The following is a 20,569-nucleotide window of genomic DNA, read 5'->3' as shown; positions in this document are numbered from 1 at the left end:
GTTCACTGGGCGGTCCTCGCTTCGTTGATCGCGGTCCAGACGCGCTCGGGGGTCGCGGGCATGTCGATGTGGCGGATGCCGAGGTGGGCGAGCGCGTCCACCACCGCGCTCTGTACGGCCGGGGTGGAGCCGATCGTGCCGGCCTCGCCGATGCCCTTGACGCCGAGAGGATTCGCCGACGTGGGCGTCTCCATCGCCACCAGCTCGAAGCTCGGCAGCTCGGCGGCGGTGATGAACGTGTAGTCCATCAGCGTGGCGGTGACCGGGTTGCCGTACTCGTCGTAGGCCACCTCCTCGTAGAGCGCCTGCGCGGCTCCCTGGGCGATGCCTCCGTGCCGCTGGCCCTCGGCGAGGATCGGGTTCAGCACCGGTCCGGCGTCGTCGACGGTCACGTGCCGTACGAGACGCGGTCTGCCGGTCTCGAGGTCCACCTCGACGACCGCCACGTGCGCGCCGAACGGGAAGGTCGCCTGGTTCGTGGCGAACTTCGTGTCCGCGGACAGCCCGTCCGGGCCGGCGCGCTCGGCGAGCCGCGCCCAGCTCACGCCCTGGCCGGGTACGCCGCGTACGGTCCAGGTGCCGCTCTCGACGTCGAGGACGAGGTCGGCGGGGTCGGCCTCCATCTCGTCCGCCGCGAGCTCGCGGGCCCGCTCCTTGACCTCCACCGCGGCGTTGTGCACCGCGGTGCCGCCGAGCTGGAGGGACCGGGAGCCGAAGGTGCCGACGCCTTCCTTCAGCACGTCGGTGTCGCCGTGCCGCACCGTGACGCGGTCCATCGGGATGCCGAGTTCGTCCTGGACGAGCATCGCCCATGCGGTCGCGTGGCCCTGCCCGTGCGGGGAACTCCCGGTCCACACCGTCACGGTGCCGTCATCGTGCACCGAGAGCCGTGCCGTCTCGCCGGCCTCCGGGCCTCCTCCGGTGATCTCCACGTACGTGGAGACGCCGATCCCGAGCTGGAGCGGGTCGCCGCGTTCGCGGCGCCGTCGCTGTTCGGCCCGCAGTTCCTCGTAGCCGGCGGCCTCGAGCACGGTATCGAGCGCCTTGGCGTACTCGCCGGTGTCGTACGTCGCGCCGGTCTTGGTGGTGAACGGGAACTTGTCGGGGGCGACGAAGTTGACCCGGCGCACCTCCGTCGGGTCCATGCCGATCTCGGCGGCGAACAGGTCCATCGCCCGCTCGATCGCGGCGGTGGCCTCCGGGCGGCCCGCGCCGCGGTACGCCCCGATGGGCGTCGTGTTGGTGAGGACGGCGCGGTAGGCCGTCTCGATCCGCGGCAGGTCGTAGACACCGCCGGCCATCAGCATCGTCAGGTTGGGGAGCATCGTGCCCAGGCGGATGTAGGCGCCGCAGTCCTGGACGATGTCCAGCCGGTAGGCGGCGACCCGGCCGTCCCGGCTGCCGCCGATGGTGACGGTGTGCCGCTGCGCCCGGCCGTGGGACATGCCCATGAGGTTCTCGTTGCGCGTCTCGACCCAGCGGACCGGGCGGCCGAGACGGCGTGCGGCCCAGCCGACCACGATCGTCTCCCGGTCGGCCCCGATCTTGGCACCGAACCCGCCGCCGACGTCCGGCGCGACGACGCGAACCGCCCCGGGGTCCAGCCCGAGTCGTCCGGCCGTCTGGTCGCGGACCCCGTGGACGTTCTGCGTGCTCACCCAGAGCGTCAGCCGGTCCTCGGCCCACCTGGCGGCGGCGGCGCGTACCTCCAGAGGCGCGGCGGCCACGCGCTGGTTGACGATGGTGCGTTCCACGACCACCTCGCAGCCGGCGAACGCCGCGTCGTCGAACGACTCCGCGCCCCCCTTGCCGACCACGTTCGAGTCCGAGCCGGGAAAGAGCAGTGTCTCGTCGCTCAGCCCCTGCTGGACGCCGATGACGGCGGGCAGCTCCTCGTAGTCCACGCTGACCAGCTCGGCCGCGTCCTCGCCCTGGTAGGACTCCTCGGTCAAAACGATCGCGACCGGCTCTCCGGCGAAACGCACCACGTCCACGGCGAGCAGCGGCTCCGCGCCCGCGGCACCGGACTGGTCCGGGATGTCGTCGAGGTCGCGCGCGGTCAGCACGGCCACCACACCCGGCTCCGCCAGAGCCGCGGAGACGTCGATCTCGGTGATCCGGGCGTGGGCCATCGGGCTGCGCACGAAGGTCGCGTACGCCGCACCCTGGAGCTCGGGCAGCCGCAGATCCTCGAGGTAGATCGCACCGGCGGTCAGCAGGCGCGGGTCCTCGGTGCGTACGACGCGGGTGCCCAGAATGCTCATTACCCCTCCGAGATCACGGGTCGAGGCACCCAATCCTATGAATTTCAGACATCAGGGAGGAAAGCGGGTGTCCCTTCTTCTAGCGATCATTTCACTCTAGAGCTCGACGCGACCACAACCCCGCGCGGCGTCGGGGTACGGCCGTCCCGGGTACGGGGAGCGACGCCCGGCGGATGGTGCGCGAAGTGACGGAACATGGTTCAGGTGACCTGAGGTTCGGCCCGAATCGCCGGGAACAGGGCCCGGGCTGCCGGGTCCGGCCGTCACCTCGCATCCTTCGGCGGGGAGTCTCCGGAGCGTGCCGCACGCCGGAGCTCATCACCGGCGGTCGAACTCGGCCCGTACTCCCAGGAGGCGTACCGGCCGGCGTGTGGTGAACCGGGCGAGAGCGGCGAGGGCGGCCTGTTCCACCGCGCTCCCGGTCGCCGCGGCGACGGCCTGGCCGTGCGTCCGGGTCGTGAACGGCACGAAACGCACCTTGACCACCACACGGGCGACCGGGCGATCCTCGGCCGCGCACTCGTCCGCGACCAGGCGCGCGAGGCGCTCGACCTCCGCGCGCACCTCATCCCAGTCCTCGAGGTCACGCTGGTAGGTGACCTCCCGGCCGCGGGAGCGCGCGACGTACGGCGTGCCGGTCACCGGCGAGGAGTCCTCGCCCCGGGCGATCCGGACGAGCCAGGGCCCGGTCGCGGGGCCGAGGTGCCCGGCGAGCTCGCCCGGATCGGTCTCGGCGAGCCGCCGTACGGTGTCGATGCCCAGCTCGCGGAGGCGCCCGGCGGTCTTGCGCCCGATCCCCTGCAGCGCGTCGGTCGGCCGGTCGCCGAGTACCGCGAACCACGTCTCGCCGGTCAGCCGGAAGACGCCGCCCGGCTTGCCGAAGCCGGTGGCCAGCTTCGCCTGCAGCTTGTTCTGCCCGATGCCGACGCTGCACTCGAGGCCGGTCGCCTCGCGTACCCGCCGCCGGATCTCCGCCGCCTCGGCCTCGGGGTCGTCGGTGTCGACGGCCAGGAACGCCTCGTCCCAGCCGAGCACCTCCACGACCGCGGTGGAGGCGCGCAGGGTCGCCATCACCTCGGCGGATGCCGCCTCGTAGGCCGGCCGGTCGACCGGGAGGAACACGGCTTCGGGGCACCGCCGCGCCGCCGTACGAAGGGGAAGGCCGGAGTGCACGCCGTACTCGCGGGCCTCGTAGGAGGCCGTGCTCACCACGCCGCGCTTGGCGGGGTCACCGTCGCCGCCCACGACGACCGGGCGGCCGCGCAGCTCGGGATCGCGCAGCACCTCGACCGCGGCCAGGAACTGGTCGAGGTCGACGTGCAGCACCCATGAGGTCACACTCCATCTTCACCCGCGACTGGTCAGGCGGCGAGCATCTCGGCGGTCACCTGCCACAGGCGCTCCGCCGCCTCGGGGTCGAGGGCGTACGGCGCGACGCCGGTGCGCGTGCCCGGCCGGTTGGGCTCGGCCTCGGCGCAGTCCTCGAAGTAGCGCCCGCCGACACCGTCGAGCAGCGGCGACGCCGCGACCAGAACGGACGTGGCCGCGCCTTGCTCGGGGGTCTTCCACCGCGCGCCACCGCCGCCGGCGCGTGCGCGCGCCCGCTCGATCTCCTCGTCGCTGACGTAACGCTGCAGGTTGGTACGGATCGCGCCGGGCATCAGCGCGTTGACGGTGATGCCGTCGCCGGCCCAGCGCCGGGTCGCCTCGACGGCGAACAGGACGTTCGCGGTCTTGGACTGCCCGTACGCCGACCACGCCTCGTACGGGCGCTCGCGGAAGTGGATGTCCTCGAACACGATCGGCGAACGCAGGTGGGCGCTGGAGCTGACCGACACGACACGCGCGCCGCCGGCCGCCGCGAGCGCGCCGTGCAGGCCCGTGGCGAGGGCGAAGTGGCCGAGGTGGTTCGTGGCGAACTGGAGCTCCCAGCCCTCCGGCGTGTGAGCCTCGGGGGAGGCCATCACGCCGGCGTTGCCTACCAGGATGTGCAGCGGGCCGTCCCACGCTTCGGTGAGGGCCTGCACCGATGCCCGGTCGGCGAGGTCGAGATCGGCGACGAGGACCTGCTTGTTGCCGGTGGTCGCGATGACGTCCTCGGCGGTGCGCTCCCCGGCCTCGCGGTTCCGTACCGCCAGGGTCACCTCGGCGCCGGCGCCCGCCAGCGCTCGCGCGGTCTCGATGCCGATGCCGGAGGCCCCGCCGGTCACGATGGCGCGCCGGCCGGCGAGGTCGACGCCGTCGAGGACCTCGGCGGCGGTCGAGGCGAAGGAGAAGGGCGTGGTGATGCGTCTGGAGTCGGTCATGGTCTTCCCCGTCCCGCCAGGTCGTGCGTACGGCAGATCCAGCGGCTAGTATGTGAAACGGAGGAACCTCCGTTAAGGCCTCCACTCTAAGCGGAGCTTCCTCCGATTAGCAAGTGACGTCTTCGAAGGAGGAGCCATGCCGGCCACCGGCCCCCGCCCGCTGCGTGCCGACGCACGGCGCAACCGTGACCGCCTCCTCGACGCCGCCGTCCGCGCGTTCTCCCAGCTGGGACCCGACGTCACCCTCGACGCGATCGCGAAGGACGCGGGCGTGGGCATCGGCACGCTGTACCGCCACTTCCCGACGCGCGAGGCGCTCGTCGAGGCCGCGTACCGCAACGAGCTCGCCCGGCTGTGCGAGGCCGCGGCGGATCTCCTGGAGAAGCTGCCGCCGGACCAGGCCGCGCGTACGTGGATGGACCATTTCGTCGACTACATGACCACCAAACGCGGCATGGCCGACGCGCTGCGCGCGGTCATCGCCTCCGGCGGAAACCCGTTCTCAGAAAGCCGGGACCGCCTGACCGACGCGATCGCGACCCTCCTGAAGGCCGGTGTCGCCACCGGAACCCTGCGCGCGGACATCGAACCGGCCGACGTGCTCGCGGGCCTGGGCGGGATCTCGCTCACCGCCGGCGAGCCGTCCCAGCGCGACCAGGCCGGCCGCCTGCTCGACCTCCTGATGGACGGCCTCCGCTACCGCGCCTGAAGCCGGGCCGGCCTCACGCGGTGACCTCGGCGATCCTGCGGCGCAGGTAGCGGCGTTCGGCGTCGGTGGTCACCAGGCCGAGCGCCTCGCGGTACGCGTCCGCGGCCTCGCCCGTACGGCCGAGGCGGCGGAGCAGATCGGCGCGTGTGGCGGGCAGCAGGTGGTAGCCCTCCAGCGCCCCCGAGGCGGCCAGCGTGTCCACCAGCGCCAGGCCGGCCACCGGGCCGTCGGCCATGCCGACCGCGACCGCGCGGTTCAGCTCCACCACCGGCGAGGGCACGAGCCGTACGAGCCGCCCGTACAGCGCGGCGATCTGGGGCCAGTCGGTGCCGGCCGCGCCGGCGGCGGTGGCGTGGCAGGCGGCGATGGCCGCCTGCACCTGGTAGCGGCCCGGTGCGCCCCGTCGCAGCGCGCCCTCGAGCAGGGCGACGCCCTCCTCGATCTCGGCGGTGTCCCACCGGCCACGGTCCTGGTCCTCCAGGGTCACCAGGTCACCGGCGGCGTCGAGCCGGGCGGCGCGCCGGGCGTCCTGCAGCAGCATGAGCGCGAGCAGGCCCAAGGCCTCGGGTTCGTCGGGCATGAGCGAGGTGAGGACGCGGGCGAGCCTGATGGCCTCGGCGCTGAGGTTCTGCCGGACCAGGTCGGCTCCGGCCGTCGCCGAGTAGCCCTCGTTGAACAGCAGGTACAGCACGGCCAGCAGCGCGGGGGTGCGTTCGGGCAGCAGGTGCGCCGGCGGCACCCGGTACGGGATCCCGGCATGGCGGATCTTCTGCTTGGCCCGGGTCAGCCGCTTGGACATCGTCTGCTCGCCGACCAGGAAGGCACGCGCGATCTCGGCGGTGGTCAACCCGGCCAGCGTGCGCAGGGTGAGCGCGACCTGGGCCTCCGGCGCGAGCGCGGGATGGCAGCAGGTGAACATCAGGCGCAGGCGGTCATCGGGGACGCCGGTGTCGTCGAGCTCGCGTTCGGGTTCGGGTTCGGGTTCGGGTTCGGGTTCGGGTTCGGGGGACAAGATCGCGACCTCCCGTAGCTTGGCGGCGCCGACCGCCTGACGACGCAGCCGGTCGACCGCGCGGTTGCGCGCGGTGGTCGTCAGCCAGGCGCCGGGCCGGCGCGGGATCCCGTCGCGCGGCCAGCGTCGCAGGGCCAGCGCGAAGGCGTCCTGCGCGCACTCCTCGGCCAGGTCCCAGTCGCCGGTGACCCGGATCAGAGTCGCGACGACCTGCCCCCACTCGTCGCGAAACGCCTGCGCGACCGCGTCGGTCATGTCGCCGCCGCCGTGACCGGGGGTGGCCTCGGTGTCCCTCACTGAGTCCTCCTCGTACCGTCCTACCCGTACGACGAACGGGAAGCCGCAGAACGGACAGGGCCCGGGGCCCTCTAGGGTCTGTGTATTAGTCGTGCTGTTGCCGTGCGGCGCCGCCTGGAACCACACGACGTTATCCACAGAACCCCGCTCTACTTCCGCCCGCCGCTGTTCCCGCTGGACAATGAGAGTGGGATGGCACCCCCGGATGCTCTTATGTGGTGTCAAGTGGCGGCTGGTAGCTGTTTGTTGGTGGTGTTTGTGCTGGTGAGGGCTTTGAAGAGTTCGCGTGCGAGGTAGCGTTTGAGGCAGCGGATGATCTCGGGTTTGGGTTTGCCTTGGCTGGTGCGGCGTTGGACGTAGGTTCGGGTTCGGGCGCAGTGGCTCATGCGGGTGATGGTGATCAGGTAGAGGGCGCGGTTGGCTTGGCGGTCTCCGCCGCGTGAGAGCCGGTGCCGGGTGGTCTTGCCACTGGAAGCAGGGATCGGGGCCACCCCGCACAGAGCGGCGAAGGCGGCTGGGGTGGTGAGGCGGTCGGGGTTGTCGCCGCAGGTGATCAGCAGCTGTGCGGCGGTCTCGACCCCGACGCCGTAAATGGCGAGCAGGTCGGGGCGGGTCTGGGTGATCAAGGCTTTCAGGTGCAGGTTGAGACCATCGATTTCGGTGGTCAGGTGCTGGTGGCGGTGGGCCAGCGCGCGGAGGGCGTGTTTGGTGGCGTGGAGCGGGTCGGTCAGGTCGGTGCCTGGGCGCAGCCGTGCGCATGCGCTGATCAGTGCCGGGGTGGGTTTGCCGGTGAGGTGTTCGCGAAGTTGTGCCGGTGCGGTGACCAGCACGGCTCGTAGTTCGTTGATGGCTGCGGTGCGGGCCTTGATGGCTCCGGTCCGGGTCAGGTGCAGCACCCGGATCGATTCGGCGATCCCGTCGTTGCCTTTGGGCAGTGCGCGGGCGCGGCCGGCCAGCACCGCATCAGCGGCGGCATAAGCATCCAACGGATCGGACTTACCGACACTGCGGCGCTGACGGCGGTCGGGCCGGTTCACCTCCACCACGGTGACACCTTCACCGCGCAGGTACCGGGTCAGGCCCGCTCCGTAGGAGCCGGTGCCCTCCACCCCGACCGCGTGGATCCGGCCGAAGCCTTCCATCCAGGCCAGCAACCGCGCATAGCCCTCAACCGTGGCGGGAAACTGCGCGTCCGCGATCCGGCCGCCGTTCATCAACTCCACCGCGGCGTGATGGGTGTCGTGGTGGGTGTCGACCCCACCCACGACCCGCCGCTTGTCCGGTCGCCTGCTCCTGCGTGCCATCCTGAACCTGCCAATCCTCGTGAGGGAAACGAGACGTGGCACGCGCTGGGCCGGTGCATCGGACAGACCAGTGATGAGGCTCCTAGGCCGAGCTCTTATCAAGTCACGGCACCGGCCCAGCGCACACCCCGCAGACACACCAGCACGGCCGACAGATCCGGGGAAAGACACTCACTCACGAGGTCGGGCGGGCAAAGAGCCAAACCACACCAGCATCGCCTGCCCCACCATTCTCACTGGCGGGCGGGCTCCAGGCGGGTGGGCTCCAGGCGGGTGGGCCCCAGGCGGGTGGGCCCCAGGCGGGCGGGCCCCAGACGGGCGGGCCCCACGACAGGCGGGCCCCACGACAGGCGGGCCCCACGACAGGCGGGCCCCACGACAGGCGGGCCCCACGACAGGCGGGCCCCACGACAGGCGGGCCCCACGACAGGCGGGCCCCACGACAGGCGGGCCCCACGACAGGCGGGCCCCACGACAGGCGGGCCCCACGACAGGCGGGCCCCACGACAGGCGGGCCCCACGACAGGCGGGCCCCACGACAGGCGGGCCCCACGACAGGCGGGCCCCACGACAGGCGGGCCCCACGACAGGCGGGCCCCACGACAGGCGGGCCCAGGACGGGGTGCGGGGCGGGGCCCCAGGACGGGCGGGCCCCAGACCGGGGCGGGCCCCAGACGGGTAGGCCCCCACGACGGGCGGGCCCGACCGAGGACTTCCAGACAGGCCGTAGGGCTCTAGGCGGCCGCTCGATCGAGGAGTTCGCGGACCAGCGCGACGACCTCGTCCGGGGTGAAGTCCATGGCGTTCTCGCCGACGGTGATCTCGAAGGCGCACTGGCGCGGGTCCGGCAGGGTGCGTATCCGCGGGAACAGCTGGACGCCGCTCTCCGCGAGTATCGCCGCGCCGGCACGCTCGACCGCACGCGCGGGCGCCGGTAGATGGACATGGAAAAGCGGCGTCTGCGGCGGCTCGGGACACGTACGTGCCGCGCCGTCGGCGTTGATCGCCGCGGCGATCGCGAGTGCGTGGTCGCGGAAGGCCGGCATGCGGGGCGGGATCGTGTCGAGACCGGCCAGCGCGGTCAGGGCCAGCGGCCACGCGTCGGGGATCGCGCCGCCTAGCCGCGCACGCCACACACCGGCCGCGGCCACCGTTGCCGCGTCACCGGCCAGAACGGCGCCGCGAGTGCCCTGCAGGCCCTTGTAAAGGGAGACGTAGACCGTGTCGAAGATCCCGGCGATCTGGTCGAGAGGCCGGCGGTAGTAGGTCTGCGCCTCCCACAGCCGTGCTCCGTCCAGGTGCGGTGCGGCGCCGCCCGCCCGTGCGACGGCGACCTGCTCCTCCAACGCGTCCCACTCGGGAAGCAGGCCGCCGAGGTCGCGCTGGGGCAGTTCCCACAGCACCGCGGCCAGCGGCTCGCCGACCGCCCTCAGGTCGACGGCGGTCATCAGCTCGTTGGGGTCCCCGGCCCGGTGGAACCACAGGCCGTGCACCGCGTTGTAGCCCTGCATCTCCCACCGGTCGAGGTGACAGTGCGGATGCGCGGCGAACCCTCGGCGCCCGCTGCGCTCGGCGTGCACGCGCAGCGCGGCCTGCTGCGCCATCGTCCCGCTGGGGAAGAACAGCGCGGCCTCCTTGCCCAGCAGGCCCGCGATCCGCCGCTCCAGCACCGCCATCGGCCCGTCCGGTCCGTCGGGCGGTGTGTCGGCGTCCACGAGCTCGAGCATCCGCTCGAGCACGACGCGTGGCCCGCGGCGAATCGGCGCGTGCAGGAACAGGGACCGCAGTACCTGCGGAGACGTGTCACTCACCAGCGCAGTATCGGCTTTGTCGTGAACGACCCGCAATGCCTTGTTCGCGGTCAGGCCGGACGCCACCCGGCGCTGGGTGGCGGCCAGGGCGGCGGGGTGGGCCACCCGGCGGACGACGGGCCGCCGCGTGCGGTCAGCCAGCCCAGGAGCTCGTGCGCCGGGGCGCTGACCTCGGGGCCGTCGCCCAGCCGTACGTCCACGTCGAGGTCGGTGGCGCGGACGCGGCCGGCGGCCAGGCCGCCGTCGAGCCTGATCGCGTCCAGCGTCTCGGCCAGCTCCCAGCGGACGTACGCGAGCGGCCAGTCCGTGTAGACGTAGCCGAAGTCCAGGTCGATGTGGTGCGCCTGGATCTCACGCCACCGCCGGTTGAGGACGAACCAGGCCGGATGGGCCCAACCGGCGCGAGCTTTGATCATGGACTGCCAGGCGACCTCGGGCATCGTGGCGGCCTGCAGCGCGAAACGCTCGACCGCGATCCGCAGCTCGGCGCGCAACTCGTCGCCGGGGCGGCCGGAGTTCGCCTCGATGCCGGCGTCACGGGACTCGTTGCTCGGATACTGCGGGTGTTCCGCGCCGGTACGCGCCCATTCGAGCAGGTTCCAGCACGAGTCGGTGTTGCGTACGAGGTGCGCGAGCACGTGCCCGCGGCTCCAGCCCGGCAGCCTCGACGGGGCACTCAGATCCTGGTCGGTCAGCTTCTCCGCGGTCTCCATCAGCCGCTCGCTCGCCTGGTCGATCTCCGCGAGCGTCGTGCGCACGTCCTCCACGAGTCTCTCCTCCCGACGCCGTGCCCATGATGCATCATCACGCGCCCGGCGGGCCGGGCGGGCCACGGTCGCGGCGGGAATTCCCAGGCCAGAGGGCACGGAATGACCCGGGGAAGCACTTTCACCATTGCCGGAGAATGCGACCGCATTCGATGGGCCAATGGCCCTCCGCACGGCCGCAAACGCCGCCGTGTTACCGAAACGTTATGCATTACCGGCTGGTAAAACTTCGGCACGCGAGTTAGCTTACCGGTCAGTAACCTCTTGTGTGATCTGCTTCACACTTGTGGCGCGCCGTCCCCTGCCTCCACGCCCCCGGGAGGAACCGTGCTGCCCCACCCTCGGCCCCTACGCTCGCTACTCGTCATCGCCACCGCTTTCCTGAGCGGCGGCCTCGTCCTCGCGAACCCCCTCAGCGCAGGCGCCGCCGGCCCGGTCGACGCCGCCAAGGCACTGGCCGCCCCCGACCTGCCCGGCGCGAACAACTGGTCCTGCAAGCCCAGCGCCGCGCACCCGCGCCCGGTCGTCCTCGTCCACGGCACATTCGCCAATGGCACCGTCAACTGGCTTTCTGACGCTCCCATTCTCGCGTCGCGCGGCTACTGCGTCTTCGCGCTCACCTACGGCGCCAAGGCCGGCGTTCCGGTGCTACGCGCCATCGCGCCGGTGGCCGATTCCGCCGCGCAACTGGCCACGTTCGTCGATGGCGTCCTCGCCGCGACGGGGACGTCTCAGGTCGACATCGTCGGGCATTCCCAAGGTGGAATGATGCCGCGCTATTACCTGAAGTTCCTCGGCGGCGCGGGCAAGGTGCACACCCTCGTCGGCCTGGCCCCGTCGAACCACGGCACGACGCTGAACGGGCTCGCGATCCTGGCCCAGGCGTTCCCCGGCGCGATCGACGTCCTCAACTCGGCCTGTCCCGCCTGCGGCGACCAGACCATCGGGTCCAGCCTGCTCGCCCGGCTGAACTCCGGCGGTGACACCGTGCCCGGCGTCGCGTACACGGTGATCTCCACCCGGTACGACGAGGTCGTGACGCCGTACTCGTCCCAGTTCCTCAGCGGAGGCGGCACGCACAACGTGACGCTGCAGAACCTGTGCGCGGTCGACCTCTCCGAGCACGCCGCGATGGCCTTCGACCCCATCGTCCTGCACGAGACCGAGAACGCCCTCGACCCCGCGCACGCCACCAAGTCCACCTGCCTGTCCCACGGCTGACCCACGCCCTGAGCCCCGCGACGCGGATGCCGGGAGTCCCTTCACGGACTCCCGGCATCCGCGCTCCGGCCGGAGATCAGGTGATCCAGCCGTTCTTCCGTGCCACGTTGAGCTCGTGCCGCGCCTCTCGGGTGTCCAGCATCTCCAGGCCTCTGATCGCCCAGAACTGCAGCGACTCGTCGTCGCTCTCCAACTGGCCGGCGAGGACGCGCAGCGCGTCCGGTGACCGGGCCTCGGAGATGAGTTCGAGAAGCCAGCAGCGCAGCTCGTCGTTCTCCTCCCGCGGGAATTCGGCGATGAGTTCGTCCACGTACGCGTCCGCGTGCTCGCGCAGGAAGTCGAAGCCGCGGGTGCTGAGCCGTGCGTCCTGGCTCCGCATCGACTCCAACGCCTGCGCGAAGCGCTGGTTGGTCATCAGGTCGTCCTATAAGTCAGCACGAATACCGGCGCACCGCATCGTAGATGACACCTCGGACAAAACCCCTAGCCCGAGATCGGAGCCGCCCAGTCGAGCTGCCGGACCAGCTCCTCTTCCGGGACGCCGGCCGGCCCCGCGGGACGCGGGCGTGCCGGGCTCGGGGCACGGCCGGCGGTGAGCCGGGCGCTGTTGGCGATGTTGTGCTCGACCCGCGGGCGGCGCAGCAGCTCGTACGTCTCCAGGGCCGCGTCCATGGACGGCGCGTCGCGCAACGCCTTGGCCAGCACGATCGCGTCCTCCAGCGCCATCGATGCGCCCTGGCCGGTCGCCGGTGAGGCCGCGTGCGCCGCGTCGCCGATCAGCAGCATGCGCCCGGTGCGCCAGCGCTCGACCGCGGGCAGGTCGCAGGCGTTGGTCACCATCAGCCGGTCGCCGGTGGCGGCGACGATGTCCGCGGCCGGCGTGGCGTCGGGCCGTAGCAGCGCCACGAGCCATTCACGCCACAGCTCGGGCGCGGTGGCGGCGATCCGCTCGGCCGGCAGCTCCTCGCCGGGCACGCGCGCGAACCAGTACGTCTCCCCCGCGGGCGAGACCGCGTGCCCGAACGCGGCCCCGCTGCCGCGGATCATCTCGATCCGCTCCGCCTGGCCGTACGCGACGGTGGTGTAGCCGTAGAAGACACGCTGCCCCGCGTACCGCGGTGGCGCGCAGCCCGGGTCGATGAGCGAGCGCGTGACGGAGTTCAGGCCGTCCGCGCCGATGAGCAGCTCGCCGGTGGCCGTGGATCCGTCACCGAAGACGGCCGTCACCGCTCCGGAAGCCTCGGTCGCGGAGACGAGCCGCTTTCCGTGCCGTACGACGATGCCGCGCCGGAGCACCTCGGCCCGCAACGCCGCGCACAGCTCGGCACGGCGCAGGCAGCGATAGCGGGTCAGCGGGTCCTCGTGCAGTCCCAGCGGGACGGTGGCGACCTCGGCCCCGGTCGCGGCGACGACGCGCATCGTGGTGAGCGGGAACCCTGCCTCGGCGACCACCGGGGCCGCGTCGACCTGGGCGAGCGCGACCATCCCGTTGCTCGCGAGGGTGAGGAACGCGCCGAGGTCCTGCCCGCTGGACGGATGCGCCTCGTACACGACCGGCTCGGCGCCGGCCTTGTGCAGGGCCAGCGCGACCGCGAGCCCTCCGACACCGCCACCGACGATCAGAATCCGCGCCACCCGGCCAGTGAACCAGGCCCGGCACGCCCCGTCAGGCGATCAATCGGCGGAGGCTCGGTAGAACGCGGCGTGGTCCGGTTCGAGCGGTGTGTTGCCGAGGATCAGGTCCGCGGCCTTCTCGGCCACCATCATCACCGGCGCGTAGATGTTGCCGTTGGTGATGTAGGGCATCACGGACGCGTCGACGACCCGCAGCCCTTCCAGACCGTGCACGCGCATGCTCGACGGGTCCACGACCGACAGCGGATCCGTGCCCATCCTGGCGGTGCAGGACGGGTGCAGCGCGGTCTCGGCGTCCCGCGCGACCCAGTCGAGGATCTCCTCGTCGGTCTGGACGCCGGGTCCGGGCGACAGCTCCCCGTCGTTGAACTCCTCCATCGCCGGCCGGTTGAGGATGTCGCGGGCGACGTGGACCGCCTCCACCCACTCGCGCCGGTCCTGCTCGGTGGACAGGTAGTTGAAGCGCAGCGCCGGGTGCTCGTCGGGGTCGGTAGAACGGATCTTGACGGTGCCGCGGGTGTCGGCGTACATCGGCCCGACGTGGACCTGGTAGCCGTGGCGGCCACCGGGCGCCGAGCCGTCGTAGCGGATCGCGATCGGCAGGAAGTGGAACATGAGGTTCGGGTAGGCGACCTCGGCGTTGCTGCGGACGAAGCCGCCGCCCTCGAAGTGGTTGGTCGCGGCGGGCCCGGACCGCAGGAACAGCCACTGCGCCCCGATGAAGGGCCGCTTCCACTTCGCCAGCGCCGGCTGCATCGAGACCGGCTGCTTGCACGCGTACTGGACGTAGACCTCGAGGTGGTCCTGGAGGTTCTCCCCCACGCCCGGCAGGTCGGCCACCACGTCGATGCCCAGCTCACCCAGCTCGCCGGCGTTGCCGACGCCGGAGAGCTGGAGCAGCTGCGGGGTGTTGATGGCGCCGCCGCACAGGATGATCTCCTTGCCGTACACCTCGCGTGTCCCGCGGCCCTTGCGGTAGCGCACGCCCACGGCGCGCTCGCCCTCGAACAGGACCTGGGTGGCGTACGCGCGCGTCCGTACGGTGAGGTTCGGGCGGCCCATCACCGGGTGCAGGTAGGCGCGCGCCGCCGAGAGGCGGCGGCCCCGGTGCACGTTGCGGTCGAAGGCGGCGAAGCCCTCCTGCCGGTAGCCGTTGACGTCCTCCGTACGCGGGTAGCCGGCCTGCTCGGCGGCGTCGAAGAACGCCTCGAACAGGGGGTTGGTGGCCGGCCCGCGCTCCAGCACCAGGGGGCCGTCGTGCCCGTGCCACTCGTCGTCGCCGGCCAGGCAGTTCTCCAGGCGCTTGAAGTAGGGCAGACAGTGCGCGAAGTCCCAGTCCTTCATGCCGTCGTCGCCGGCCCAGCGCTCGTAGTCCAGCGGGTTACCGTGCTGGAAGATCATCCCGTTGATGCTGCTGGAGCCGCCGAGAACCTTGCCGCGCGCGTGGTAGATCCGCCGGTCGCCCATGTGCGGCTCGGGCTCGGACTCGTACTTCCAGTCATAGAACCTGCTGCCGATGGGGAAGGTCAGCGCGGCCGGCATGTGGATGAAGACGTCCCACCGGTAGTCCGGCCGGCCCGCCTCCAGCACCAGGACCCGGTGCGCGGCGTCCGCCGACAGCCGGTTGGCCAGCGCGCTGCCCGCCGAGCCTCCGCCGACGATGACGAAGTCGTACTCCTCCCGGCTCACAGCGTCTCCCCGACAGGGACCGCGGCCTCCCGCTGGGTGTGCGGAAGCGTCCACGAGCGGCGGACCAGCAGCATGATCCCGCCGATGACGACGATCAGTGCGCTCGTCAGCAGGGCGCCCCACTGGTAGTACCAGTGGTCGGTGCCGTAGACGGCGCCGCGCGGCCAGAAGAGGTTGATGATCATGCCGATGCCGTAGAGCACCGCGAACGCGTTCACGACGACGCCGAAGCGGCCCATCTTGAAGAAGGGTCCGTGGCCCGTTCCGGGCCACTGCCCGCGCAGGCGCCGCAGCAGCATCGGGGCGGTGACCAGCAGGTACGGGATGTAGAACAGGATGATCGCGGTCGAGGTGAGGACGAAGAACGCCCGCTGGTTGCCGATGTTGATCAGCAGCACCACGACGGTGAGCAGGCCCGTGATCAGGGCGGGCACGACGGGGGTCTTCGAGCGCGGCGAGACCCTGGCGATGGCCTCGCCGAAGGGCAGCCGGCCGTCGCGGGCCATCGCGAAGATCATCCGGATCGCGGCGGTCTGGACGGCGAGGCAGCAGACGGTGATCGCGATCGCCGAGCAGATGAGGAAGATGTCGCCGAGCGTGTTGCCGAGCGTGGACTTGAGCAGGTACGGCATGCCGGAGACGCTGAGCTCCTTGGCGTGGATGTTCCCCACCGCCATCATGCCGACCAGCATCAGCAGGCCGCCGACCACGAAGGCCGCGGTGATCGCGCGGATGATCGCGCGAGGGGCGTGCTTGCGGGGCTCACGCGTCTCCTCCGCGAGCGAGCCCGCGGTGTCGAAACCGTAGAAGACATAGGCGCTCATCAGCGAGGCGACCAGGAACGCGCCGAGGTAGCCGAGAGAGTGGCCAGAACCCGTGCCGGCAGTCTGGAACACCACCTGCGGGCCGCGGCGGATGTGGATCGCCAGGGCGATGATCAGGAGGATGATTCCGCCGAGCTCGACCGCGACACCGAAGTTGTTGATCTTCGCCATCACCTTGACGCCGACCATGTTGATGATCGTGGTGAAGACGACGAGCCCGAGACCCAGGATGATCGCGTTCTCGGCGCCGCCGGGCGTCGACGTCGCGCCGATGTCGTCCTTACCCCCGACGATCTGGAAGCCCGACCAGACCTGCGGAAGGATGATCTGGTACGCCACGGCGACCGCGGCGGCGGTCACGACCGCACCGATGATCATGATCCAGCCGGCGAACCACGAGGTCACCGGCCGCGCGATCTGCTTGGACCACTGGTAGACCGACCCTGCGAGCGGATACTGGCCGGCCATCTCGGCGAAGCAGAGCGCCACCGCGAGCTGCCCGACGAACACCAGCGGCCAGGTCCAGATGAACGCGGGTCCGCCGGAGCCGAAGCCGAAGAAGAACAGCTGGAAGACCCCGGTCATGATCGAGATGTAGCTGAACCCGGAGGCGAAGCTGGAGAACGACCCGAGGGAGCGTTCCAACTGCTGTTTGTAGCCGAACTCGGCGAGGTCGGCGATATCGGCACTGCCGTCGATCTGTGGTTGGGGATTCACGGGGAGTGATTCGCCATGGACTGCCATGGCAGCTCCTTTGTTCGGTCAACGCCGCTCAGCCGGAGAACCAGCGCATCGGCTGGGGAGCGGCGTTGTGGTAGATGTGCTTCTTTTCCTGGTATTCGTCGAGCCCGGAGGGCCCCAGCTCACGGCCGACTCCCGATTTGCCGAAGCCGCCCCATTCGGCCTGCGGGAGATAGGGGTGAAAGTCGTTGATCCACACGGTGCCGTGCCGCAGCGCCGCCGCGACCCGCTCCGCCCGGCCCGCGTCCGCCGTCCAGACCGCGCCGGCCAGGCCGTAGTCGGTGTCGTTGGCGATACGTACCGCCTCTTCCTCGGTGCCGAACCGCTCCACGGTCACGACCGGCCCGAACACCTCCTCGCGTACGACCGCCATGTCGCGGGTGCAGTCCGCGAGCACGGTCGGGCGCAGGAAGAACCCGTCGGCGAGCGCCGGCTCCGGCGGGCGCATGCCGCCCGCGAGCAGCGTCGCTCCGTCGGCGATGGCCCGCTCGATGTGGGCCTCGACCTTGGCGCGGTGCTCGGCCGAGACCAGGGGCCCGCACTCAGAATCCGGGTCCAGTCCGCTGCCGAGCCGGATCCGGTCCGCACGCGCGGCCAGTTCGGCGACGAACCGGTCGTGGAGCTCCTCCTGCACGATCAGCCGTGAGCCGGCCGAGCAGACCTGCCCTGAGTGCAGGAACGCGCCGGTGAGCGCGTAGTCGACCGCGGTATCGAAGTCGGTGTCGGCGAACACCACGTTGGGGTTCTTGCCGCCCAGCTCGAGCGCCACCCGCCGTACGCCCTTGGCGGCGGCCGCCATGATCTCCTGGCCGGTGGCGAGGCCGCCGGTGAACGAGATCAGGTCGACGCCCGGATGGGCCACCATGGCCCGCCCCACGACGTCGCCGCGGCCGAGCAGGAGGTTGACGACGCCCGGTGGGACCCCGGCCTCCTCGACCAGCTCGACGAGTGCCACCGTGGTGAGCGGGGTGAGCTCGCTGGGCTTGATCAGCGTCGTGTTGCCGGCCACCAGCGCGGGGGCGAGCTTCCACGACATCTGCAGCAGCGGATAGTTCCACGGCGCGATCAGCGCGCAGACGCCCACGGGTTCGTGCACGATCCTGCTGATGACGTTCGGCAGGCCGGCGTCCACGACGCGGCCGGCGTGGGTGCCCGCGAGCCCGGCGTAGTAGCGGAAGACCGCGGTGACGTCGTCGACGTCGGCCTGGCCCTCCTTGAGGGTCTTACCGGTGTCGAGGCTCTCGGCCCGAGCGATCGTCTCCCGGTCCCGTTGCAGCAGGTCCGCGATGCGCGAGAGCGTACGGCCACGCTCGACGGCGGGCGTCTGCGGCCAGGGGCCGGACACGAAGGCGGAGCGGGCGGCGGCCACGGCGCGGTCGACGTCATCGGCGGTGGCTTCGGCGACGGTGTCCAGCACGCTCGCGTCGAAGGGATTGAGGGTCGGCGACGTCGTGTAAGACGAGGAAGCCGTCCACATCCCATCGATGTAGAGGTCCTTGATGCCAGTTTCCTCTCCGTTTACCCCGTCGCTCCCCTTGCGTACGTTTGTACACAAGTCGCGTGACCAGTGTCAATGCGCGACCTGCGACGTTATGAGAGCGAGAAGTAGCTGAGGGAGACTCTGGTTCATGTCGACGCGCGGGCATTTCGGCAGGCGGGGCCGCGGCCCGACCGACCCCGACCGGCGGGAGCGGATCGCGAACGCCGCGATCGCGGTCGTGGCCGAACGCGGGATCGAGGGCGTCACCCACCGCGCGGTGGCCGCGGCGGCCGGCGTGCCCCTGGGTTCCACCACCTACCACTTCGCCACACTCGACGACCTGCTGGTCGTCGCACTGCACACGGCCGCCGACCACAACATCGCCCGGCTGCGCGAGTGGGAACGCGGCCTGCGCCCGGACGCCGACCTCGCCGTCGCCCTGGCCGACCTGGTGGTGCGCGGGCTCACCGAGGAGCGTGCCCAGACCGTCGTGGAGTACGAGCTGTACGTCGCGGCGCTGCACCGGCCGTCCCTGCGGCGAGCGAGCGTGGGGTGGGACGACGCCTTGGTGGAGCTGTTCGCCTCCCGCACGGACGACGTCACCGGGCAGCTGCTCGCGGCGACCTTCTGCGGCCTGCTGATGCAGGCCCTGCTGGCCGACCCCCCGCCCGCGCATGAGGGGGTGGAGGCGATCTTCCGCCGAGCACTCCGGGGCCCGACGCCGGAATCGCTCTAGATACCGCTCGTGGTACAGCCGGAACCGCCCGGCGGCCGTGCCGTCACCTCGGTACCGCGGCGAAGCCCTCGATCTCGACGGTCAGCTCGGGCGTGGCGAGCGAGTCGACCACCATGAGCGAGTGGGCGGGCCAGTCGCCGCCGGGGTACCAGGCCGCGAAGACCTCCTCGCGCGCGGCGCGGCAGCCCGCGAGGTGCTCGCGCGCCGAGACCATGGTCACCAGCTTCACGAGGTTCTCCGGACCGGCGCCGAGCGAGTTGAGGAGCACACCGATGTTGGCGAACGCCTGACGCGTCTGCGACTCCCCGTCCGTACCGGCCAGTGTGCCGTCCTCGAGTACACCGACCTGACCGGCGATGAAGATCAGCTCATGGTCGGGCGGCGCCGCGGCCAGGTGGCTGTACTGCCCGATCGGTGCGGCCAGACCGTCCGGACTCCAGCGACGAATCATCTCTCCAAAATGGCACACCCTGACCGGGCCCACGCATCCGGCACCATGTCAGCCGAGGCGGATGTAGCCGGCGAACCGGCCGGTCGTCCCCTCGCGCCGGTAGGAGTACAGCTCGGGCGTCTCCATCGTGCAGCGCCCGTCGTGGCGGACGTCCTCGACGCCCTCGGCGGCGAGTTGCGCGGCGATGCCGGCGCGTACGTCCAGGGCGGGTGTGCCCTGCCGGGTCGTGGACCGCGACTCCGGCAGCACCGCCGAGACCTCGTCGCGCAGCTCCGCGGAGACCTCGTAACAGAGCCCGCAGGCGTTCGGCCCGACCAGGGCCGTCATCCGCGCGGGGTCCGCGCCGTGCCCGGCCATCGCGCGTACGAGCGCGGGCACCACGCCAAGGGTGGTGCCGACCCGCCCGGAGTGCGCGGCGCCGACCAGACCGGCCTCCGCGTCGGCGACCAGCACCGGGGCACAGTCCGCGACCAGCACGCAGAGAGCCAGATCGGGAATGTCGGTGAACACCGCGTCCAGCTCCGGCGGCGTCTCGCCGAAGGGCTCGGTCACGTACGCGACGTCGGCGCTGTGCACCTGCCGCATGTAGACGACGCGCCCGGGGGCCACGCCGAACTCCAGCGCCGTCTTGTCGCGGTTCTCGCGTACCGCCGCGGGGTCGTCGCCCACCGCCCCGCCGAGGTTGCGGCTGTCGTACGGTGCGTCGCTGACGCCACCGTGCCGATCGCTGATGACCATGTGAACTCGACCGGCCGGCTTCATCACAAGACTCCTCACCCCGATACGTCGCCGCAGAGATTACCAAGCGGCTCAGCCACGGCCGCGGCCTCCGTGGCGGCCTCGGTGCCCGTCGTCCTGCGCCACGTGGACGGCCGGGGAGCCGCCCTGGCAGTCGACCGTCACGGCGAACTCCTCCTCCGCGGACTCGAAGGTGAGCGAGGAGGAGGTCGCCGGGCCGCGATCGAAGCCGTCCGTGTGGAACCCCTGGGCCGGGGTGGCCGCGAGGATCGTCACTTTCCCGCCTTCGCAGCGGGCCGTCACCGTGCCGCCGCCGCGGGCGGCCAGGTTGCGGGTCACGCCCGCGGCCGTGGACGCGGCCGGCGAGGGAACGGGGGCCGAGGGGGTACGCGTGACACCGGCCCGGCTCAGGGCGCGGTGCACCGCGTCGTCGTCCAGCGGGCGCACGTTCTTGCCGGTGATCCCGTCCTCGAGGACGTCGATCGCGGCGATCCCCGCGGTGGTGGCGGCGCCTCCGACCACGAGCCAGCTGACGATGCCGAGAATGACGCGCCGGTTCATTCCGCCATCATGACCTCTCGACC

At 71.5% G+C, this 20,569-nt stretch carries 18 protein-coding genes; 3 read left to right on the top strand and 15 right to left on the bottom strand.

Translation table 11 applies throughout. The features are described 5' to 3' along the window. Positions 1-2: 2 nt before the first annotated feature. From FB559_RS22660 to FB559_RS22650, 3 genes are all read right to left on the bottom strand, one after another. Positions 3-2,264, bottom strand: a complete 2,262-nt coding sequence (locus FB559_RS22660) for a xanthine dehydrogenase family protein molybdopterin-binding subunit (protein WP_141957501.1) — start codon at positions 2,262-2,264, stop codon at positions 3-5. A 318-nt stretch (positions 2,265-2,582) separates the two neighbouring features. Then, positions 2,583-3,602: a DNA polymerase IV gene (locus FB559_RS22655; RefSeq protein WP_141957500.1), complete on the bottom strand. Its 1,020-nt coding sequence runs from the start codon at positions 3,600-3,602 to the stop codon at positions 2,583-2,585. A gap of 23 nt (positions 3,603-3,625) precedes the next feature. Next, complete coding sequence (locus tag FB559_RS22650) at positions 3,626-4,570, bottom strand: SDR family NAD(P)-dependent oxidoreductase (RefSeq protein ID WP_141957499.1); 945 nt, start codon at positions 4,568-4,570, stop codon at positions 3,626-3,628. 136 nt (positions 4,571-4,706) lie between these two features. Between FB559_RS22650 and FB559_RS22645 the strand changes: the two genes are divergently transcribed. After that, positions 4,707-5,279: a TetR/AcrR family transcriptional regulator gene (locus tag FB559_RS22645; RefSeq protein ID WP_141957498.1), complete on the top strand. Its 573-nt coding sequence runs from the start codon at positions 4,707-4,709 to the stop codon at positions 5,277-5,279. Positions 5,280-5,292: 13 nt separating this feature from the next. Here FB559_RS22645 and FB559_RS22640 read toward each other — a convergent pair whose 3' ends face one another. The 4 genes from FB559_RS22640 to FB559_RS22625 form a co-directional block, all read right to left on the bottom strand. Further along, positions 5,293-6,588, bottom strand: a complete 1,296-nt coding sequence (locus tag FB559_RS22640) for an RNA polymerase sigma factor (protein ID WP_342780951.1) — start codon at positions 6,586-6,588, stop codon at positions 5,293-5,295. A gap of 221 nt (positions 6,589-6,809) precedes the next feature. Further along, the gene (locus tag FB559_RS22635; protein ID WP_246121902.1) at positions 6,810-7,853 is read right to left on the bottom strand and encodes an IS110 family RNA-guided transposase; all 1,044 of its coding nucleotides are present in this window, start codon (positions 7,851-7,853) and stop codon (positions 6,810-6,812) included. Positions 7,854-8,626: 773 nt separating this feature from the next. Then, entirely contained in the window at positions 8,627-9,703 is a 1,077-nt protein-coding gene (locus FB559_RS22630) for a threonine aldolase family protein (RefSeq protein WP_221640133.1), read from the bottom strand. 50 nt (positions 9,704-9,753) lie between these two features. After that, complete coding sequence (locus FB559_RS22625; RefSeq protein WP_141957496.1) at positions 9,754-10,470, bottom strand: maleylpyruvate isomerase family mycothiol-dependent enzyme; 717 nt, start codon at positions 10,468-10,470, stop codon at positions 9,754-9,756. A 327-nt stretch (positions 10,471-10,797) separates the two neighbouring features. Here FB559_RS22625 and FB559_RS22620 point away from each other — a divergent pair, with 327 nt between their 5' ends. Further along, positions 10,798-11,691, top strand: a complete 894-nt coding sequence (locus FB559_RS22620) for an esterase/lipase family protein (RefSeq protein WP_141957495.1) — start codon at positions 10,798-10,800, stop codon at positions 11,689-11,691. Positions 11,692-11,767: 76 nt separating this feature from the next. Here FB559_RS22620 and FB559_RS22615 read toward each other — a convergent pair whose 3' ends face one another. The 5 genes from FB559_RS22615 to FB559_RS22595 form a co-directional block, all read right to left on the bottom strand. Then, positions 11,768-12,106 (bottom strand): HEAT repeat domain-containing protein, encoded by a 339-nt coding sequence (locus FB559_RS22615; protein ID WP_221640132.1) that lies wholly within the window; start codon positions 12,104-12,106, stop codon positions 11,768-11,770. A 68-nt stretch (positions 12,107-12,174) separates the two neighbouring features. Next, the gene (locus tag FB559_RS22610; RefSeq protein ID WP_141957494.1) at positions 12,175-13,326 is read right to left on the bottom strand and encodes an FAD-dependent oxidoreductase; all 1,152 of its coding nucleotides are present in this window, start codon (positions 13,324-13,326) and stop codon (positions 12,175-12,177) included. 39 nt (positions 13,327-13,365) lie between these two features. Then, the gene (betA, locus tag FB559_RS22605) at positions 13,366-15,015 is read right to left on the bottom strand and encodes a choline dehydrogenase (RefSeq protein ID WP_141957493.1); all 1,650 of its coding nucleotides are present in this window, start codon (positions 15,013-15,015) and stop codon (positions 13,366-13,368) included. After that, the gene (locus FB559_RS22600) at positions 15,012-16,583 is read right to left on the bottom strand and encodes an amino acid permease (protein ID WP_141957492.1); all 1,572 of its coding nucleotides are present in this window, start codon (positions 16,581-16,583) and stop codon (positions 15,012-15,014) included. The genes betA and FB559_RS22600 overlap by 4 nt, the downstream gene beginning before the upstream one ends. A 28-nt stretch (positions 16,584-16,611) precedes the next feature. Next, complete coding sequence (locus FB559_RS22595; protein WP_221640131.1) at positions 16,612-18,057, bottom strand: aldehyde dehydrogenase family protein; 1,446 nt, start codon at positions 18,055-18,057, stop codon at positions 16,612-16,614. Positions 18,058-18,208: 151 nt separating this feature from the next. Between FB559_RS22595 and FB559_RS22590 the strand changes: the two genes are divergently transcribed. Continuing rightward, positions 18,209-18,796, top strand: a complete 588-nt coding sequence (locus tag FB559_RS22590; RefSeq protein ID WP_141957491.1) for a TetR/AcrR family transcriptional regulator — start codon at positions 18,209-18,211, stop codon at positions 18,794-18,796. Between the two features lie 43 nt (positions 18,797-18,839). Here the strand turns inward: FB559_RS22590 and FB559_RS22585 are convergent, their stop codons facing one another. The 3 genes from FB559_RS22585 to FB559_RS22575 all read right to left on the bottom strand — a co-directional run bounded on the left by FB559_RS22585 (position 18,840) and on the right by FB559_RS22575 (position 20,546). Further along, positions 18,840-19,247 (bottom strand): RidA family protein, encoded by a 408-nt coding sequence (locus FB559_RS22585; protein ID WP_141957490.1) that lies wholly within the window; start codon positions 19,245-19,247, stop codon positions 18,840-18,842. Between the two features lie 48 nt (positions 19,248-19,295). Continuing rightward, positions 19,296-19,985, bottom strand: coding sequence for a peptidoglycan editing factor PgeF (gene pgeF, locus FB559_RS22580; protein WP_246121901.1), 690 nt, complete (start codon positions 19,983-19,985; stop codon positions 19,296-19,298). A 72-nt stretch (positions 19,986-20,057) separates the two neighbouring features. Next, positions 20,058-20,546, bottom strand: a complete 489-nt coding sequence (locus tag FB559_RS22575) for a hypothetical protein (RefSeq protein WP_141957488.1) — start codon at positions 20,544-20,546, stop codon at positions 20,058-20,060. Positions 20,547-20,569: the final 23 nt, after the last annotated feature.

The organism is Actinoallomurus bryophytorum, assembly GCF_006716425.1.
In the GTDB taxonomy this organism is placed as follows: domain Bacteria; phylum Actinomycetota; class Actinomycetes; order Streptosporangiales; family Streptosporangiaceae; genus Actinoallomurus; species Actinoallomurus bryophytorum.
This window is presented reverse-complemented; position numbering and strand designations above follow the sequence as displayed.

Bases quoted from the DNA above. Each gene is read 5' to 3' on its own strand.
- FB559_RS22575 (WP_141957488.1), bottom strand. From the start codon at position 20,546: ATGAACCGGCGCGTCATTCTCGGCATCGTCAGCTGGCTCGTGGTCGGA.
- FB559_RS22595 (WP_221640131.1), bottom strand. From the start codon at position 18,057: ATGTGGACGGCTTCCTCGTCTTACACGACGTCGCCGACCCTCAATCCC.
- FB559_RS22650 (WP_141957499.1), bottom strand. From the start codon at position 4,570: ATGACCGACTCCAGACGCATCACCACGCCCTTCTCCTTCGCCTCGACC.
- FB559_RS22645 (WP_141957498.1), top strand. From the start codon at position 4,707: ATGCCGGCCACCGGCCCCCGCCCGCTGCGTGCCGACGCACGGCGCAAC.
- FB559_RS22600 (WP_141957492.1), bottom strand. From the start codon at position 16,583: ATGGCAGTCCATGGCGAATCACTCCCCGTGAATCCCCAACCACAGATC.
- FB559_RS22660 (WP_141957501.1), bottom strand. From the start codon at position 2,264: ATGAGCATTCTGGGCACCCGCGTCGTACGCACCGAGGACCCGCGCCTG.
- FB559_RS22585 (WP_141957490.1), bottom strand. From the start codon at position 19,247: ATGATTCGTCGCTGGAGTCCGGACGGTCTGGCCGCACCGATCGGGCAG.
- FB559_RS22615 (WP_221640132.1), bottom strand. From the start codon at position 12,106: ATGACCAACCAGCGCTTCGCGCAGGCGTTGGAGTCGATGCGGAGCCAG.
- pgeF (WP_246121901.1), bottom strand. From the start codon at position 19,985: ATGGTCATCAGCGATCGGCACGGTGGCGTCAGCGACGCACCGTACGAC.
- FB559_RS22590 (WP_141957491.1), top strand. From the start codon at position 18,209: ATGTCGACGCGCGGGCATTTCGGCAGGCGGGGCCGCGGCCCGACCGAC.